Below are 16,335 nucleotides of genomic sequence, written 5' to 3' on the forward strand. Positions count from 1 at the left end.
TGGGGGTGGGGGCGTTTCCTCTCTCTTTGGGGGGTGCTGCACCCCCTCTCCTCCCGTTGTTTCCTCCATCCCCCCCTTTTTCTCCCCCCCCGGCCCCCGCGTCCCCCGGCGCCGCGTCCGCCGCCGCTGCGGGGGCGCCGCCCTCCTCGCGCTGCTGCTCACCGCCGTCACCGCCTGCGGCACCCGGCTGCCGGGGAGCGCCTTCACCCACCGCCCCACGCCGGCCGGCGCGAGCACCGTCGCCGGGACCAACCCCGCCTCCGACACCGGCGTCACGGCGACCGAGATCCGGATCGGTGTGGTCACCTCGCTCACCAGTCCGGTCGGCAGTGAGGTGTTCAGCGGCCCGCGCTACGGCGCGCAGGCCTTCGTCCAGGCCCTCAACGACCGGGGCGGCCTGCACGGGCGCACCGTCAAGCTGGTGACCTGCGACGACGGCGGCAGCGGCATCGGCAACCAGGACTGCGTGCACCGCCTGATCGACCAGCAGCACGTGTTCGCCTTCGTCTCCGGCAGTGTGCTCGACTACGCGGGCGCGCCGTACGTGAGCGGGAAGGGCGTGCCGGACGTCGGCGGCCAGCCGATCGGCACGGCCTACGACCGCTGGCCGCACCTCTACAGCATCTACGGCAGCGGCGCGCCGCGCGACGGGCAGGCCGTCGGCTGGAACGGGACGCTCTACCAGACCCCCGAGGTGTTCCGTTTCTTCACCGAACGGCTGGGCACCACCAGCGCCGCCGTGGTCGCCTACAACCAGGCCGACTCGGCCCGCTACGCCGCCCAGCTGAAGGCCGGCCTGGAGGCGGAGGGCTACCGCGTCCTGATGCAGACGGTCGACTTCGCGCTGCCGAACTTCCAGGCGGTGGCCGCCGCCGTGCGCGCCGACGGCTCGCAGCTGCTCCTCGACGCCATGGACACCCGGGGCAACGCGGCGCTCTGCCGGGCGTTGGACGAGGCCGGGGTGCGGGTCGCGGCGAAGGCGACCAACGTGCAGAACTGGTCGCAGACCGTCGGCACCGACTACGGCGCCTCACCCGGCTGCCGCAACGCGCTCTGGGCGACCTCGGCCAGCCTCAACTACGAGGACGTGCAGGACCAGGCGGTGCGGGACTTCCGCGCCGCGATGTCCCGCTACTACCCCGACCGCGAACCGCTGCTCTCCGCCTGGGAGCTGGAGGGCTGGGCGGGCGCCCAGTGGCTCACCGACGCGATGGACTCCTGCGGCGCCGACCTCACCCGGGCCTGCGTCGAGCGGTTCATGAACCGCGCCGAGCCGTACGACGCGCACGGGCTGATCCTGCCCGCCTCGTTCGTCCCGCAGCCCCCGCCGACCGGGCCGACCCGGGCCTGTCTGAACGCCGCCCGCTGGCAGGACACCGCCTACGGGGGCCGGGGCGGCTGGGTCACCCAGGTGGCCTCGATGACCACCACCTGCTTCGAGGTGCCGCAACTGCCCTACCGGCCGTGACAGGAGCCGACCGCCCCGGAGCGGTACGGCGGGACCACCGCCTCCGGCGACCCGCGTCCCGCTGCGCCCCCCGTGCGCCCTCAGCCGAGGCGCTCCACCGCGACGATCGCCGCGTCGTCGTCCAGCCGTCCGCCCGCGTGGGCCAGCAGGTCGTGGCGAACCTGCTGCACCAGGGCCTCCGGGGGGTCGGCGGACCAGGCCGTGACGCGCTCGGTGAGCGGGTAGAACCGCCGCCGGGCGTCGCGGGCCTCGATCACGCCGTCGGTGTAGATCAGCAGGCGGTCGCCGGGCAGGAAGGCGAACTCGTCCACCTCGTAGCCGCCCGGGGCCAGTTCGCCCAGGCCGAGCGGCGGCGCCGGTCGACGGGCGTCCAGCGCGGTGACGCCGTCGGCCCGCAGCCGCAGCGGTGGCGGGTGGCCGCAGTCGATCAGCCGGACCACCGAGCCGTCGTCCGGGATGTCCAGGATGACGGCGGTGATGAACGACTCCTCGCAGTCGTCCGCCGCCCCGGCGGAGGCACTGTCCGGGCCCGACCGGTGGCCGCGACCGGTCCCGTCACCCGGCCGCTCCTCGCAGGGCTGCTCGCCGAGCCGGGCCAGGCCCCAGCGGACGCTGCCGTCCAGATAGCCGGCGAGGTCGGTGAGGTCGGCGTGCAGGTGGGCGGCCGCCCGGAAGGCGCCCAGCAGGAGGGCGGCGTCGCCGAGCGAGGAGAGGCCCTTGCCGCGGACGTCGCCGACCAGCAGCCGGGTGCCGCCGGGAGTGCGAGCGGCCGCGTAGAGGTCGCCGCCGACCTGCGCCTCGGCCTCGGCGGCGAGGTAGACGGAGGCGAGGCGCAGGTGCCCGATCCGGTCCGGCAGCGGGCGCAGCAGGACGCGCTGGGCGGCCTCGGAGACGGAGCGGACCTGGGCCAGCTCCCGTTCGTGCCGGTCGCGCAGCACCCGCAGCGCGACGATCAGCACCGAGACGGCGATCTGCGCGCCGAGCTGGGTCTCGTGGTTGGGGGTGGTGAGCCCGTCGCGGGTGATGCCGATGACGGTGAGGCCGGCGAGCGCGAGCAGGGCGACGGCCGCGGTGGTCCGCGCCCCCGCGAAGGACGCGGTGATCGCGGGGGCCACGATCAGCAGCGGTCCGAGGTGGATCGTCGGCGGCGACAGGACGTCGACCACGGTGATCACGACGATCAGCGCGAGCGGGAGCGCCGTCAGCGCGTGGCGGCCGAGCCGCCACGACCGGCGGCGGTCGCGAGGACCCTGCCGAAGGGGCACCTCTCCTCTGTACACCGTCGGAGCGGTACCCCGCACCCCGGCGTCGGCCCGTTGCGCCAGTCCGTTGCCGGCGCCCCTCGGTCCTCGGCTCAGTCCTCGGCGCCGTAGCGGGCCAGGTAGCCGGCGAAGCGGGCGACGTCCTCGTCGGACCACTCGGTGAAGCGCGCGGTGAAGGCGACCCGGCGTTGCTCGCTGGCCTCGCGCAGCAGGGTCAGGCCGGCCTCGGTGGCGCGCAGGATCTGGCCGCGCTGGTCGTCCGGATCGGTCTCGCGGCGCAGCAGGTCGAGCTTCTCCAGCGCGGTGACCTGGCGGCTCACGGTGGACTTGTCGAGCATGAAGTACGAGGCGACGTCGGCGGCCCGGCAGCCGCCGCGCTCGTTGATCAGGTCGAGGATGCTGTAGGTGACCAGGGAGAGGTCCGGGTGCAGCTGGGAGGCCTTGTGCCGGGCACGCCGGGCGAAGGCGGTCAGCTCGCGCTGGATGGTGTCGATCGATGTCTCGCGGCCGGGCACGGCGGTCCTACCTCCTCGGTAATTTGTTGCACTGTACAACGTTTTTGGGTTCCGCTGTGCTCCGCCGTGTGCTGTCGGGCCACGCCGTCCTCCGCCGTCCCCCGCAGCGTTCCGCCGGCCGGCGGCACCCGGCCAGGGGCGCGGGCTCAGCCGGTCGTGGCGCCGTCCGGGGTGCCGGTGGCTCCCGCGGCCTGCCAGGCGCGGGCCGCCGCGATCCGGCGGGTGGCACTCGGATGAGTGGCGAACAGTAGCTCAAGCACCCGGGGCGGGTCGACATCGGACACGTTGGCCACTGCCAGTCTGCGCTGCATGGCGATGAACTGCTCGGCATCCGAGGTCAGTTCCAGGGCGTGCCGGTCCGCCCGGGCCTCGACCCGGCGGCTCACCGCGCACTGCACCGGCCCCGACAGGGCGCCCAGCAGGGCCGCGCAGGCCGCCATCAGCGGCAGGACGCGCGGATCCGCCGCGTCCGTCGCCCCCGCCGCCGACAGCAGCGGCCCCCAGGCGGTCAGCAGGCCGATCAGGCAGACCACCACGGCCGCCCCCACCGCGCCCAGCACCGTGCCGGTCAGCACGTCCCGGTGCTTCACGTGCCCGAGCTCGTGCGCCACCACCAGCTCCACCTCGCGCGGCTCGGCGGTGGACAGCAGCGTGTCGTAGGCGACGATCCGGCGGGTCGCGCCCAGGCCGGACACGTACGCGTTGAGGGCCGTCGTCCGCCGGGAGGCGTCCGCCACCAGGACGTCCCGCACCCGGACGTCGTCCTGGTCGGCGAGCGCGAGCAGGGCGGTCCGCAGCGGGCCGGGCGCCATCGGGGTGAAGCGGTTGAAGACCGGCTCCACCAGCAGCGGGTAGAGGAAGGAGAGCGCCGCCGTGAGCAGCGCCGCCGCGCCGGCGGCCGGGAGCCACCAGCGGTCCGGCCAGCGGTCGGTGAGCGCGAACAGTCCGAACGCCAGGGGCAGCACCAGGGCCAGGCCCAGCGCCAGTCCGCGCACGGCGTCCACCGCCCAGCCGCCCCAGCCCTGGGTGACCAGGCCGAACCGGGCCCGCACCGTCCGGGCGCCGGCGGCGAACGGCAGCTGGGCCGCCCGGCCGAGGAGGACCAGGGCGGCCGCCCCCGCCAGCACCTCGGCCGTCCGCGAGCCGCCGAACAGGTCGCCGGCGGCCGTCACCAGAGCGGCTCCGGCCGGGGTCAGCCCGAGCAGCAGCGTCAGGAGAAGGCCGGCCAGCCGCCCGCCCAGGGCCCACGGCAGCTGGGCGCGCCGCAGCGCGCGGCCCCGGGCGCGCTGGGCGGGGGTGAAGTCGGGCGCGCCGGTACCGGCGCCGGGGGCGGGGGTCGCTGAGCCCGGAGGCGGGCTGACCGGATCTGTCATCTGTCGGCTGTCATCCGTAGTCCGTGAGCTGTCGGCCACCCGTTGCCGGGCGCCGTCCGTCGGGCGCTGTCCGGCCGGCCCGCCCCCACCGGTTGCCCGTCGGCCGCGGGCCGGCCGGCGGCTGCCGGGATCAGCATGTCACTCCCGCGCCGGCCCGGTGGCGGACTCGGTGCCGCTGCGGAGCAGCCGGTGCCCCAGCTCGACCAGGGCCCTCCCCACGGCGAACGCGTCGCCGACCGCCTCGGCGGGCTCGTCCTGCGGGCTGCGGCGGGCGCCGGTGTCGGCGCGCAGCACGCTGCCGTCGGCGTCGAGCACGGCGTGCACCCGGGTGGTGTCCCGGCCCTCGACGAGGTGCAGGCTCACCTGCCACTCCTTGGTGCGGACGGCCGATCCCGCGTCCTCGGTGAGGGGTTCCGCAGTCGCCGCAGGGGCGGCGTGCACCGGTGCGGCGGCGCCGTCCGCGCGGACGATCACCACCGGGCAGCTGCCGTGCACCGCGCAGTGGGAGCTCACCGAACCCAGCAGCGTGCGGGCGAAGGTGCCGCGCCCCCGGCTGCCGAGCACCAGGAAGTCGGCGTCCGCGGACAGTTCCAGCAGCACCTCGGCCGCGTGGCCGAGGACGAGGCTCTCCTCGATCTCCACCGGCCGGTCCCGGCCGACCACCTCGTCCACCTCGGCGGTCAGCGTGCGCCGGGCCGCCCGCTCGAAGCCGTCGTCCAGCAGCGGCGTGAGCCACCCGTAGAGCGACGGGTACTCCCAGGCCGCCACCGCGTGGACCGCGGCCCCGGTCAGGCCCGCCTGGCCGACCGCCCAGCGCAGCGCCGCCTTCGAGGGCGCGGAGCCGTCGATCCCGACCACGATCCGCCGCCGGCCGCCGTTCGCCGCGCCGATTCCCACACCGTCCATGCGCCGTCCACCTCGCCACCTCGGCCCGGGAGCGTGCAGCCCCGGGAGCGTGCACCCCCTCCACGCTGCGCGTCCTGACGGCCGGTGCGCCAGGGACACGACGGCCCGGTGCGGCGGTGGTGGGGGCCGGGGTGTCCTGGTGGGGGTGGTGCCGGCGGTGGCGGGTCGTGGTGGCGGAGCCGGGTGCGGGGGTGCTGTGGGGGCCGGGGCGTCCCGGTGCGGGGGTTGATCAGGCCGGTCCGTCCCGTGCGGGGGAGCCGGGGGGACATCGAGGCGGGCCCGCCGAGCCCGCCGATACGATCGGTCGGGCTGTCCGGCCCGGTGGGCGCGGGCAGTGGCCGTGAGCTGTGGCGCCGGTCCCGCCGGCGCCACCTGGGGAGAGGGGATCCGGTATGGCAGTCGAACCGTCCGGCGCGCAGGAGGTCCGTCGCGTCGAGGGCCTGGTGTCGGCGCAGGAGAAGGCGATCGCCCTGTTCGCCGAGGCCGAGGCACGCGAACTGGTGGCGCCCGGGGTGGGCGAGCGCGAGGCGAGCGACCGGATCCGGGATCTCGCCAACGAGATGTTCGGCGCCACCCGGCACTGGCACAAGCGGATCATCCGCTCCGGCCCGAACACCCTGGCCCCGTACCGGGACAACCCGCCGGACCGGGTCATCGGGGCCGACGACGTGGCCTTCGGCGACTTCGGCCCCGTCTTCGAGGAGTACGAGGCGGACTTCGGCCGCACCTACGTCTTCGGCGGCGATCCGCACAAGCGGCGGCTGCTCGCCGACCTGCCGCGGATCTTCGACGCCGGCCGCGCGTTCTTCGCGGCCGACCCGGAGATCACCGGGCGGCAGCTGCACGCCGAGGTCGAGCGGCTGGCCGCCGAGGCGGGCTGGGAGGTCGGCATCTGGCACGCCGGCCACCTCGTGGGCGAGTTCCCGCACGAGGTGAACGACGGGGCCAAGGCCGACTCCTACATCACCCCCGAGAACGACACCCCGCTGCGCCGCACCGACCGGTCGGGGCGGGTCTGCCACTGGATCCTGGAGCTGCACCTCGTCGACCGGGAACGCGGCTTCGGCGGCTTCTACGAGCAGTTGCTCGACCTGGCCTGACCGCGGTCCCCGGCCCGCCCTCCGGCAGCCGGGCCCGTCCTGCGCCCCGGGCGCGGGGCGGTGCCGGGCCGGGCGGGCCGTGGAGGCAGACCGAAGGCGATGTGGGGGAATGGCGTAGTCTGACCGCTCTCGAATCGACCCCCGGGGGGACTTCACATGCGCCGAGTCGCGGCCGCCGTCGCACTGCTGCTCGGGCTGATACCCGTGGCCGCCTGCGGGCCGGACGACCCGGCGCCGGCCAAGGCCGCGCCGGCGGGCGACGCGGCGAAACCCTCGGCGGCCGGGACGGCGGGCGCCGCGGCGTCCGCCTCGCCGTCCGCGAGCGCCTCGGCACCCCGCCCGGACGGTTCGATCACGGTGGCGTTCGCCGGGGACGTCCACTTCGAGGGCCGCACCGAGTCCCGGCTCGCGGTGAAGGCGCCCGAGCAGGCGCTCGGCCCGATCTCCGCGACCCTCTCCGACGCGGACCTCGCCGTCCTCAACCTGGAGACCGCGATCACCGACCGGGGTGCCCCCGAGCCGAAGACGTACACCTTCCGCACCTCGCCCAAGGCGCTCACCGCCCTCAAGGACTCCGGCGTCGACGTCGTCTCGATGGCCAACAACCACGCCGTGGACTTCGGCGCGGACGGGCTCACCGACACGCTCGCCGCCAAGGACTCCGCGCCGATCCCGGTCGTCGGCGTCGGCCGCAACGCCAAGGAGGCGTACGCCCCGTACGTCACCACCGTGCGCGGGGTGAAGGTCGCGGTGCTCGCGGCCAGCCAGGTCGAGGACCTGACGAACCAGAAGTGGCGCGCCGGCGCCACCAAGCCGGGCATCGCCTCGGCGCTGGACGCCGCCGCGCTGGTCAAGGCGGTGGAGGAGGCGAAGAAGCAGGCGCCCGTCGTGCTCGTGTACCTGCACTGGGGCGACGAGGGCAAGGCCTGTCCGACCGGCGCCCAGAGCGCCATCGCCAAGAAGCTCGCCACCGCCGGGGCCACCGCGGTGGTCGGCACCCACGCCCACACCATGCTGGGCTCGGGCATGCTCGGCTCCACCTACATCGGCTACGGCTTCGGCAACTTCCTCTGGTACGGCACCTCCGACTACGCCAACTCCAACGAGACCGGCGTGACGACGCTGACCCTGACCGCGGCCGGCAAGGTCACCGGGGAGGTGTTCACGCCCGCCACCGTCGACGGCCAGGGCGTGCCCGTCCCGCAGACCGGCGCCGCCGCGACGGCCGCGCTCAAGCGCCGCGACGGCCTGCGGGGCTGCACCGGGCTGGCCCCGGTGGCGGGCGCGACGCGCTGAGGCCGTGGACGTGGCCGCGCTCAGACGCGGCGACGGTCCGCCGGGCCGAGGTCGTGCGGGTCGCGGGTGGTGAGCGCCTCGGCTACCGGCCGCCCACCGCCCGCCGACCGGGCGAGCCGCTCGCGGACCTCCCCCGGGGTGCGCGGCCGCCACCCCGGGCCGTAGCAGCAGCGCGAGTGGAAGGTCACCCCCGCGGCGAGCAGGGCCGTCAGGGCCCGCCACCCCGCGGTGTCCCGGCGTCGCGGTACCGCCAGGTCCTGGCCCGCGTCGACCAGTTCGCCGCCGCAGCGCGCGCAGACGTCCCGCCCCGGGGCGCCGTGCCGCTTCACGGACCGCCGGCACGGCGGGCAGACGAAGTGTCGTCGCGAGGTCCGGCTCCGGGTGCACATGCCGCTCACGGTAGGCGCGCGCCATGCCGTCGGCACCCGGATTTCCGGGCGGGCGGCCGCCGGGGGCGGCCCGGGGGCCCGGCGGCGGCGTGAGAGGGTCGAGGCGGAAGACGTGGTGGTCACGGGTGCGGAGGAGAGCCGGCCGATGACGGAGTGGAAGACGTACGGCCGGCGGCCGGTCTACGAGTCGCCCTGGGTGGAGCTGTGGCTGGACGACGTGGAGATCCCCGGGGTCGGGCGGGTCGACCACCATGTGGTGCGGATGCCGAAGGCCTGCACCACGGCGGTCGTGACCGATGACGCGGGCCGGTTCCTGCTGCTGTACCGGCACCGGTTCATCACCGGGCAGTGGGGGTGGGAGGTGCCGGCCGGGTGGGCGGAGCCGGGCGAGGAGTCGGCGGCGGCCGCCGCCCGGGAGGTGGAGGAGGAGACCGGGTGGCGACCGGGCCGGGTGGAGCCGCTGCTCGGGTTCAACGCGATGTCCGGAATCTCGACGATGCGCTTCCACGCGTTCCACATGACCGGCTGCACCCGGATCGGCGAGCCGACCGACCGGAGCGAGGCGACCCGGGTCGAGTGGGTGGCGGAGGAGGACGTGGTCGAGCTGCTGGCCGCCGGGGAGGTGCCCGAGGGGGCGTCGCTCGCGGCGCTCTCCTACTTCCTCGGGCCGTACCGCCTGGCGCGGCGGCGGCGGTCGGCCGACTGACCGCCGCCGGTCGCGACGGCCGGGGTGCTCACTCCCGGTGGTTGGCCTCGCCGTGCTTCCAGTAGCCCTTCGCGTGGACCCGGTCGCGGGGGAGGCCCAGGTCGCCGAGGAGGTGGCGGCGGAGGGTTCCGACGGCGACGGCCTCACCGGCGATCCAGGCGGCGGAGCCGGTTGTCCCGGCAGGGCCGGTTGTCCCGGCAGGGCCGGCAGGAGCGGCAGGGCCGATCAGGACGTCGGCGGCGAGGACGGCGTCGGTGAGGAGCCGGCCCTTGGGGTGGGCGCCGTCACGGGGGAGCCAGGTGGTGGTGAGCTCGGCGGCGGTGCCGAGCGGCAGCGCGTCGGCGCCGGTGGCGATCTCGAAGTAGGCGAAGGCCCTTACCGTGCTGGGCAGTTGATCGAGAATGGTGAGCGCGGCGGGCAGCGCGCTCTCGTCGGCGGCGAGGAGCAGCCGGGTGATGCCGTCCAGGTCGGGCCGGCGGCCGCGCGGGCCGGCGAGGACGGCCCGGTCGCCGGGGCGGGCGACGGAGGCCCAGCGGGCCAGGGGTCCGTTGCCGTGCAGGACGATGTCGATGTCCACCTCGCGCTCGGCGGGTCGGTGCCGGCGGATGGTGTAGGCCCGGGACGGGCCCTCGGGGATGGCCAACTTGACCCACTGGGTGGGGTGTTCGATTCCGAGGTCGGGCAGCGTCGGGCCGCTGAAGGTGATCCGGGTGAGGGTGGAGGTCAGCGGGGTGGTGGCGATGACCTCGACGTCGTGGGTCGGGCGGGGGCGTCGGAACATGATGACTCCTGAGCGGGCCCGGAGGTGGACTCGGGCCGGGTGAAGGGGAGTTCGGTGACGGAGGGGCCGGGGCGCGCCACGGCGAACGGCCGCACGGCGGTGCGGTGCGGCAGCCGCGCGGGGGCGGGTGATGGCGGGTGGTGGTGGCTGGTCCCCGGATTGGGCGCCCGGATCAGTGCGTGAAGCGGGCGAGCTGCCGGTCGAGCAGGGAGTCGACGAAGGCCCGGTCGAGCGGGCGGCGCAGCACCAGGGCGCGGTGGTAGAGCGGGGCGAGCAGGGCGTCCAGGAGTGCGGCGGCCTCGTCCTCGGAGGTGCCGAGGCAGGCCCGGGTGTGCGCGACGTCCCGCTCGCGGAGCGGGTCGAGGAAGCCGGTGTGCAGCAACTCCGCCGTCCGGGAGTCGAGTTGGGCGTGCCCGAGGAGGGCCTGCAGGACTCGGCCGGCCGGTTCCTCGCCGAGGAAGGCGGCGAAGCGGTGCAGGTAGACGCGCAGGTCGGCCGGGGTGGCCGGGGAGTCGGGCCAGACCAGGGCGGGACCGGAGTCCAGCGCCAGGTTGTCGAAGAGGATGTCGACCTTGGACTTCCACCAGCGGTAGATGGTCTGCTTGGCGACGCCCGCCGCCGCGGCGATGCCCTCGATGGTGAGGCCCTCGAAGCCGTGCTCGACCAGGAGGTCGTCGGCGGCGTTCAGCACGGCCAGGCGCGCGGCCTCGCTGCGGCGACCGCCGGTACTCGCGCTGCTGCTGCCGGTGGCGGGGCGGGGCTGGGCGGCGATGGCGCTGCGGTCCTCACGGGCGGGCCGCTGCGGGAGCCGGCCGGGGTGCTGGGTCGGGCCCATCCTCTCACGCCTCCTCCGCCGCGAGGGGCGTCGGCCGTGCGCGACGGCCGGTCAGGCCGGCCGCGACGCCGACGGCCAGTACCGCGACCAGCGCGCTGAAGACGACCCCGGCCGTGCGCAGGTCGGTGGCCCGGATCAGGACGCCGGCGCCCACCACCGGTACCGAGAGCATCGTGTACAGGACGGCGAAGTAGGCCGAGATCGCCTCGCCGCGCCGCCGCGGTTCGACGCCCCCGTTGATGGTGGCGAGCCCGGTGGCGACGGCGGTACCGGTGGCGAGGCCGTTGAGCACCGCGCCGAGGAGCAGCGGCGACAGCGTCCCGGTGAGCAGCGCGGTGGCGACCAGGGCCGCCGCCACGACGAGCCCGGCGCAGGCGGCGGGCAGGGCGCGGGGGCCGGGCAGCACGCGGGCGAGCAACTGGCCGGCCCCGGTGGCGACGAAGGCGAGGCAGGCGACCAGACCGGTGAGCGCGTGGTGGTGGATGCCGAGGACGGTGGCGAGGAAGAGCCCGCTGACGGAGGTGAGGACGCCGAGGGCGGCGAAGCCGGACCCGGCGGTCAGGGCGGCGCGCAGCAGGGCGGCCCGGATGGCGGTCGGGACGAGCGGCGGCACGAAGGACGGGGGGAGCGCGGTTCCGGTGCTCCCCGGGGCGTTCCCGGGGGTCTCGCGATGGGCCTTGCGGTGGGCCGTGCGAGGGGGCGTGTGAGGGGGTGTGTGGTGGGCCTCGCGGGGTCCGCCGCCGGGCGCGCTCTCCGGGACGGCGAAGAGGCCGAGCAGGGCGACCGCGGTGAGGGCGAGCATCACCGTCCAGGGCAGCCGCAGCGGGGAGCCGGCCCATTCGGCGAGGATCCCGGAGAGCAGCGTGCCGCCGGCCAGTCCGCCCATGTTGGCGGCGAGCGCGAGGGTCTGCGCCCGCAGCCGGCGCTCCGGCGGAGCGAGGTCGAGCAGGGCCGCGGTGGCGGCGCCGGTGACCAGGGCGGCGGCGAGGCCGGACACCACCCGGGCGACGAGCAGCCAGGGCAGGGCGGAGGCGGCCTCGAAGAGTCCGGCGGCGGCCGCGGCGAGGAGCAGGGCGCCGGCCATGACGGGGCGACGGCCGATCCGGTCGGAGAGGCGGCCGAGCGTGAGCAGGCCCACGACGACTCCGGCGGCGTAGACGGCGAAGGTCACCGTGACCATCAACGGCGAGAAGTCGAAGGCCTGTTGGTAGATCGGATAGAGCGGGGTCGGGACGGTGGTGCCCGCCATGGTGACCCAGAAGGCGAGGGCGATGGCGGCCCGGGCGAGCGTAGTCGCCGGGTTGGGCGGGGCGGACGGGGCTGCGGCCGCCGCCGGGGGGCTGTCGGGGGGCGCGAAAGGCACGGGTGTGCTCCTCGGGTGAGGTGAGGGGGGTGAGGCCTGGTGGGGCGGGAGCTCCGCGCGGGGCGGAGTCGGCGCAGCGCGGGGCGGCCCCGGAGGCGAAAGTAGACGCAACGTTGCGTTGCGATTCGAACGTAGCACTGGACGCAACGTTGCGTCCAGGCTCGATGGTGCTGCACCCCGGTCGACCCCGGCGCGGAACGGCGGCTGCCGCCGCGAGTTGACGGACTCGCAGCCCTCGGCGCACCCGAACAGCTGTGTTAGGTTAGCTTTACCTAAAGTTGCCGCTCAGGGGGAGTTCGGGCAGGGGGTGTCCGGGTGCGACTGCCCGAATCAGCGGGCCTGGTCGCGAACCTGCGGCCGGGGACCCCGCCCGCCCCGGTGCTCCGCCCCTGACGGGACGTAACCGGTGTCCGACCGGCGGTGCGCAGCCCGCGACGCCCGACCGGCTCGCACGCGGCCGCCGAGGGCCGACTGCCCCGCGTCGACCGGAGGCCGAGGCCCCGGACCACCAGCGACCCTCGCGCCACCCGGGCGAACCGTTCGCCCGGCCCCGAACCGCCCCACCCGCCGACCAGCCCGACCGGGGCGCCCGGCGGCCACTCGCAGACTGGGAGAATCCAGGTGACCACCGCGCACCACGCCCCCGCCGGGACGGACCACACCGTCATCGGCGCGGCCAGCGGGCTGTTGGGCCAGTACCGGGCCGCGCCCGACGAGGCGTTCTTCGCCTCGCCGACCCGCACGCTGCTCGCCGAGGGCGTGCACGCCAGGGTGGTGCAGGACGAGCGCCCGCTGCCGGTGCGGGTCGCCGAGACGCTGGCCCGGGCGCGCCGTGACGGGGTCCGGCGGCCGCTGGTGATGGGCGCGGTGACGTTCGACCACGACAGCAGGGCCGAACTGGCCGTGCCCGCCGGGCTGCGCGTCTGCGGCGCGCTGCGGGACGACCCGCTGGTCGCCCTGCCCGCCCCGGCCGCCGAGCCGGTGGAGTGGCGGGTCCGTCCGGTGCCCGAGCCCGAGGTGTACGGGGCGGGCGTCGCCGAGGCCGTCCGGCGTGTGCGGGCGGGCGAGTTGAGCAAGGTCGTGCTCGCCCGGACGCTCGAACTGAGTGCCGGTCGCCCGCTCGACCTGCCCGCGATCCTCCAGCGGCTGGCCCGCCGCGACCCGAGTGGCTACATCTTCGCGGTGCCCGCCGGCGCGGGCCGCACCCTGATCGGCGCCAGCCCCGAACTGCTGCTCTCGCGCCGCGGCACCACGGTGGTGGCGAACCCGCTGGCCGGTTCGGTGCCGCGCACCGCCGACCTGGGCGAGGACGTCCGCCGGGCCGCCGCGCTGCTGGAGTCCCCGAAGGACCTGCGCGAGCACGCCTTCGTGGTGGACGCCATCCGCGAGGCGCTGGCCCCGTACTGCCGGACGCTGCTGGTGCCGGCCGCCCCGACCCTGGTCCGGACCGCCGCCATGTGGCACCTGGCGACCACGATCACCGCCGAACTGGCCGACCCGGCCGTGTCGGCGCTGGAGCTGGCCACCGCCCTGCACCCGACCCCGGCGGTCTGCGGGTCGCCGACGCCGCCGGCGCGGCGGGCGATCGGCGAGATCGAGCCGTTCGACCGCGGACTGTACGCCGGGATGGTCGGCTGGGGCGACGCGGACGGTGACGGCGAGTGGGTGGTGACCCTCCGCTGCGCGGAGGCCGACGAGGGCACGCTGCGGGTGTTCGCCGGGGCCGGCGTCGTCGCCGAGTCCCGGCCGGAGGCCGAACTGGCCGAGACGAGCGCCAAGTTCCGCACCTTCCTGGACGCCGCGGGGGTGCCGCGGTGAGCGGTCCGGGCGGCGGCCGAAGCTCGCTGTGCGGCACTCGGGTGCGGGGCCGGCCGTCGTGGTCGGCCCCGGCTGACGACCCGGGCCCTACGGCAGGTCGATCCGCTCGGTCCGGTACGCCCCGATCACCTCGATCCCCTTGCTCCCCGTGATGCCGTCCAGCGGCAGCGACTCCGTGTACGGGGCGGTGGCGGGGAGCCCGATGCCGGACAGCGAGCCGACCACCTCGATGCCCCAGTACTCCGGCTGCGCGATGTAGACCCGGGGCGACAGCCGGACGGTCATGTTCAGGTAGGGCTTGGTCCCGTTCACCACGAGGATGAACGTGCCCGGGACGATCCCCGGGACGGCCTTCGCCTCCTCGAAGTCGATCAGCCGCACGGACTCCGGCGCCGGCCGCTCTGCAAAGTTCTCCGCCATGGTGAACCCTTTCGTCACCGCGATGCCCTCAGGCCTTCCGACGACGCAGGCTAGCTGACGGTCGCTCACGAACGATGCCTGCCGCGCGCGCACGAAGGCGCCCGCATGCCCGACACCCGCCCGGCGGAGCCGACCGCTCAGGAGAGCGGCGCGTCCGCGGCTGCCGCGAAGGCGACGAAGTCGGCCCAGGCGGCGGGGGAGAAGGCGAGCTGCGGTCCGCTCCGGTCCTTGGAGTCCCGGACACGCACGGCGGTCGTCACGGTGGCGACCTCGATGCACTCGCCGCCCTCGGTGCCGCTGTAGCTGGATGTGAACCACGCGAGCTCAGTGCTCATTGCCCCTCCGCCAACGCGCCGATGAACCGCGCCGAGGCCTTTGAGTCGAAGCCCCCTGGTCCTCGACCGGCTCGGGCTCCGAGGGTAGGGCGGGTGTGGGTCGGGGTGGGGGCGAACCATGAGAAACCGCACGTCCGGGTGAAACCGGTCGGGGTGGTGGTGTGCGCCGGGGCTTCGGCCCGGTCGGGGCGGGTGGCGTGAGTGTCGGGCGGTGGAGCGCGGGGCCGCTGTGATGAGCTGAGGGCTGCCGTGTTCTCCGCTTCCGCGCGGCACCCGTTCCGGTCCTGCTGGACCGTCCTCCTGAGGGGAGACGCTCGTGCGCAGTCGTGTCGGAGCCGGGGTGCTGGCTCTGCTCCTGGGGTCCGGTGCCGTCGCGGGCTGTTCGTCGGCGCCGGCGCCCGCGGCCACGTCGGCCGCCCCGACCTCGGCCGCCGCCTCGGCAGTCGCCTCCCCCGCCGGGCCCGCCACCGGGTCTGCCCCGGCCACGCCCGGTGCCGCGCCGTCGGTGGCCGTCCGGGCGACGGTCACCGAGGAGTTGGCGGCGCCCTGGGGCCTGGTGGTGCTGCCCGACGGGGACCTGCTGGTCTCCGAGCGGGACGACGGCCGGATCGTGCGGGTCGCGGCGAAGGACGGCGCCCGCACCGAGACCGGGACCGTTCCCGGGGTGGTCTCCGGCGGCGAGGGCGGGTTGCTGGGCCTCGCGCTGTCGCCCGGCTACGCCACCGACCACCTGGTGTACGCCTACTTCAGCACCGCCGCGGACAACCGGGTCGTGCGCCTGACGTACGACCCGACGCGGCCGGCGGAGCAGCAACTCGGCACGCCCGAGAACCTCCTGACGGGCATCCCGCACGGGCCCCGGCACAACGGCGGGCGGATCGCCTTCGGCCCCGACGGCCTGCTCTACGTGGGCACCGGGGACAGCAGCGACACCGCGCTCGCCCAGGACAAGGGCTCGCTCGGCGGCAAGATCCTGCGGCTCGCCCCGGACGGCGCCCCCGCCCCCGGCAACCCCTTCCCCGGCTCGCCCGTGTACTCCTACGGCCACCGCAACGTGCAGGGGCTCACCTGGGATCCCCAAGGGCGGCTCTGGGCCTCGGAGTTCGGCCAGGACACCTGGGACGAGCTGAACCTGATCAAGGCCGGCGGCAACTACGGCTGGCCGGTGGTCGAGGGCACCGGGAACCGCCCCGACTTCATCGACCCGGTGGCCCAGTGGCACACCGCCGACGCGTCCCCGAGCGGTATCGCCTACGCCGACGGCGCCGTCTGGCTCGCCGCGCTGCGGGGTACCCGGCTCTGGCGCGTCCCGCTCGACGGTGACCGCGCGGCGGGGGCTCCGGAGGCGTTCCTCGACGACGCCTACGGGCGGCTGCGCACGGTGGTCGCGGACCGGGACGGCACGCTGCTGCTGGTCACCAACAACACCGACGGGCGCGGGGACTCGCGCTCCGGCGACGACCGTATCCTGCGCCTGACCGTCTCCTAGCGGCGCGGCCGGTCCCCGGGGTCTCGGCTGCGTCTGACATGCCCGGATCGAGTGCACGGTCCGCCGACCGGTCGGCGTGGTGAGCCAGCAGATCGCTTGTGCTGTAAGGGAGTTGGGACCCCTCCGGGCCGTCGGTCGGGCTGGCGGCCGCGTCGTCCTCCCCGCTGATCGTTCACTCGTTCGATGGGTTTGAAGCGGCCGGCCCGCAGGAGCGGCGCCCCGGCGGCCGCGTTGTCAGTGTGTCCCGTTACGTTCCTCCCATCGCAGACCAGCAGCTGG

16 protein-coding genes are annotated in these 16,335 nt (G+C 75.6%); 6 read left to right on the forward strand and 10 right to left on the reverse strand.

All coding sequences use genetic code 11. The annotated features are described in order from the left end of the window. Positions 1-67: 67 nt before the first annotated feature. Positions 68-1,468, forward strand: coding sequence for an ABC transporter substrate-binding protein (locus ACZ4UX_RS15730; protein WP_465707220.1), 1,401 nt, complete (start codon positions 68-70; stop codon positions 1,466-1,468). An 80-nt stretch (positions 1,469-1,548) separates the two neighbouring features. On the opposite strand, the gene ACZ4UX_RS15735 is transcribed toward ACZ4UX_RS15730, so the two are convergent. The 4 genes from ACZ4UX_RS15735 to ACZ4UX_RS15750 form a co-directional block, all read right to left on the reverse strand. Beyond that, positions 1,549-2,733: a PP2C family protein-serine/threonine phosphatase gene (locus ACZ4UX_RS15735; RefSeq protein WP_465707049.1), complete on the reverse strand. Its 1,185-nt coding sequence runs from the start codon at positions 2,731-2,733 to the stop codon at positions 1,549-1,551. A gap of 89 nt (positions 2,734-2,822) precedes the next feature. Further along, on the reverse strand, positions 2,823-3,245 hold the full coding sequence (locus tag ACZ4UX_RS15740) for a MarR family winged helix-turn-helix transcriptional regulator (RefSeq protein WP_329490397.1): 423 nt from the start codon (positions 3,243-3,245) through the stop codon (positions 2,823-2,825). Between the two features lie 146 nt (positions 3,246-3,391). Further along, the gene (locus tag ACZ4UX_RS15745; protein WP_465707050.1) at positions 3,392-4,618 is read right to left on the reverse strand and encodes a M48 family metalloprotease; all 1,227 of its coding nucleotides are present in this window, start codon (positions 4,616-4,618) and stop codon (positions 3,392-3,394) included. A gap of 138 nt (positions 4,619-4,756) precedes the next feature. Next, a complete protein-coding gene (locus ACZ4UX_RS15750; RefSeq protein WP_465707051.1) occupies positions 4,757-5,524 on the reverse strand; it encodes a universal stress protein in 768 nt (255 codons plus the stop codon). Positions 5,525-5,916: 392 nt separating this feature from the next. On the opposite strand from ACZ4UX_RS15750, the gene ACZ4UX_RS15755 reads away from it, so the two are divergent. After that, complete coding sequence (locus tag ACZ4UX_RS15755; protein ID WP_465707052.1) at positions 5,917-6,624, forward strand: M24 family metallopeptidase; 708 nt, start codon at positions 5,917-5,919, stop codon at positions 6,622-6,624. Positions 6,625-6,780: 156 nt separating this feature from the next. Further along, positions 6,781-7,920 (forward strand): CapA family protein, encoded by a 1,140-nt coding sequence (locus ACZ4UX_RS15760; RefSeq protein ID WP_465707053.1) that lies wholly within the window; start codon positions 6,781-6,783, stop codon positions 7,918-7,920. Positions 7,921-7,940: 20 nt separating this feature from the next. On the opposite strand, the gene ACZ4UX_RS15765 is transcribed toward ACZ4UX_RS15760, so the two are convergent. Further along, the gene (locus tag ACZ4UX_RS15765) at positions 7,941-8,309 is read right to left on the reverse strand and encodes a hypothetical protein (RefSeq protein ID WP_380386930.1); all 369 of its coding nucleotides are present in this window, start codon (positions 8,307-8,309) and stop codon (positions 7,941-7,943) included. A 145-nt stretch (positions 8,310-8,454) separates the two neighbouring features. Between ACZ4UX_RS15765 and ACZ4UX_RS15770 the strand changes: the two genes are divergently transcribed. Next, positions 8,455-9,015, forward strand: a complete 561-nt coding sequence (locus ACZ4UX_RS15770; protein WP_465707054.1) for an NUDIX domain-containing protein — start codon at positions 8,455-8,457, stop codon at positions 9,013-9,015. A 28-nt stretch (positions 9,016-9,043) separates the two neighbouring features. Here ACZ4UX_RS15770 and ACZ4UX_RS15775 read toward each other — a convergent pair whose 3' ends face one another. From ACZ4UX_RS15775 to ACZ4UX_RS15785, 3 genes are all read right to left on the reverse strand, one after another. Then, a complete protein-coding gene (locus tag ACZ4UX_RS15775) occupies positions 9,044-9,796 on the reverse strand; it encodes a siderophore-interacting protein (protein ID WP_465707055.1) in 753 nt (250 codons plus the stop codon). Between the two features lie 172 nt (positions 9,797-9,968). Beyond that, on the reverse strand, positions 9,969-10,631 hold the full coding sequence (locus ACZ4UX_RS15780) for a TetR/AcrR family transcriptional regulator (protein WP_465707056.1): 663 nt from the start codon (positions 10,629-10,631) through the stop codon (positions 9,969-9,971). A 4-nt stretch (positions 10,632-10,635) separates the two neighbouring features. Then, entirely contained in the window at positions 10,636-11,994 is a 1,359-nt protein-coding gene (locus ACZ4UX_RS15785; protein ID WP_465707057.1) for an MFS transporter, read from the reverse strand. A gap of 615 nt (positions 11,995-12,609) precedes the next feature. Between ACZ4UX_RS15785 and dhbC the strand changes: the two genes are divergently transcribed. Next, positions 12,610-13,812, forward strand: a complete 1,203-nt coding sequence (gene dhbC, locus ACZ4UX_RS15790; protein ID WP_465707221.1) for an isochorismate synthase DhbC — start codon at positions 12,610-12,612, stop codon at positions 13,810-13,812. Between the two features lie 87 nt (positions 13,813-13,899). Here dhbC and ACZ4UX_RS15795 read toward each other — a convergent pair whose 3' ends face one another. Continuing rightward, complete coding sequence (locus ACZ4UX_RS15795) at positions 13,900-14,232, reverse strand: hypothetical protein (RefSeq protein WP_329490407.1); 333 nt, start codon at positions 14,230-14,232, stop codon at positions 13,900-13,902. A gap of 137 nt (positions 14,233-14,369) precedes the next feature. Beyond that, entirely contained in the window at positions 14,370-14,567 is a 198-nt protein-coding gene (locus tag ACZ4UX_RS15800) for a DUF397 domain-containing protein (RefSeq protein WP_465707058.1), read from the reverse strand. 316 nt (positions 14,568-14,883) lie between these two features. On the opposite strand from ACZ4UX_RS15800, the gene ACZ4UX_RS15805 reads away from it, so the two are divergent. Continuing rightward, positions 14,884-16,056, forward strand: coding sequence for a PQQ-dependent sugar dehydrogenase (locus ACZ4UX_RS15805; RefSeq protein ID WP_465707059.1), 1,173 nt, complete (start codon positions 14,884-14,886; stop codon positions 16,054-16,056). Positions 16,057-16,335 lie beyond the last annotated feature (279 nt).

The organism is Kitasatospora sp. NPDC028961, from assembly GCF_055564815.1.

Bases quoted from the DNA above. Each gene is read 5' to 3' on its own strand.
- ACZ4UX_RS15745 (WP_465707050.1), bottom strand. From the start codon at position 4,618: ATGACAGATCCGGTCAGCCCGCCTCCGGGCTCAGCGACCCCCGCCCCC.
- ACZ4UX_RS15750 (WP_465707051.1), bottom strand. From the start codon at position 5,524: ATGGACGGTGTGGGAATCGGCGCGGCGAACGGCGGCCGGCGGCGGATC.
- ACZ4UX_RS15755 (WP_465707052.1), top strand. From the start codon at position 5,917: ATGGCAGTCGAACCGTCCGGCGCGCAGGAGGTCCGTCGCGTCGAGGGC.
- ACZ4UX_RS15760 (WP_465707053.1), top strand. From the start codon at position 6,781: ATGCGCCGAGTCGCGGCCGCCGTCGCACTGCTGCTCGGGCTGATACCC.
- ACZ4UX_RS15765 (WP_380386930.1), bottom strand. From the start codon at position 8,309: ATGTGCACCCGGAGCCGGACCTCGCGACGACACTTCGTCTGCCCGCCG.
- ACZ4UX_RS15770 (WP_465707054.1), top strand. From the start codon at position 8,455: ATGACGGAGTGGAAGACGTACGGCCGGCGGCCGGTCTACGAGTCGCCC.
- ACZ4UX_RS15775 (WP_465707055.1), bottom strand. From the start codon at position 9,796: ATGTTCCGACGCCCCCGCCCGACCCACGACGTCGAGGTCATCGCCACC.
- ACZ4UX_RS15780 (WP_465707056.1), bottom strand. From the start codon at position 10,631: ATGGGCCCGACCCAGCACCCCGGCCGGCTCCCGCAGCGGCCCGCCCGT.
- ACZ4UX_RS15795 (WP_329490407.1), bottom strand. From the start codon at position 14,232: ATGGCGGAGAACTTTGCAGAGCGGCCGGCGCCGGAGTCCGTGCGGCTG.
- ACZ4UX_RS15800 (WP_465707058.1), bottom strand. From the start codon at position 14,567: ATGAGCACTGAGCTCGCGTGGTTCACATCCAGCTACAGCGGCACCGAG.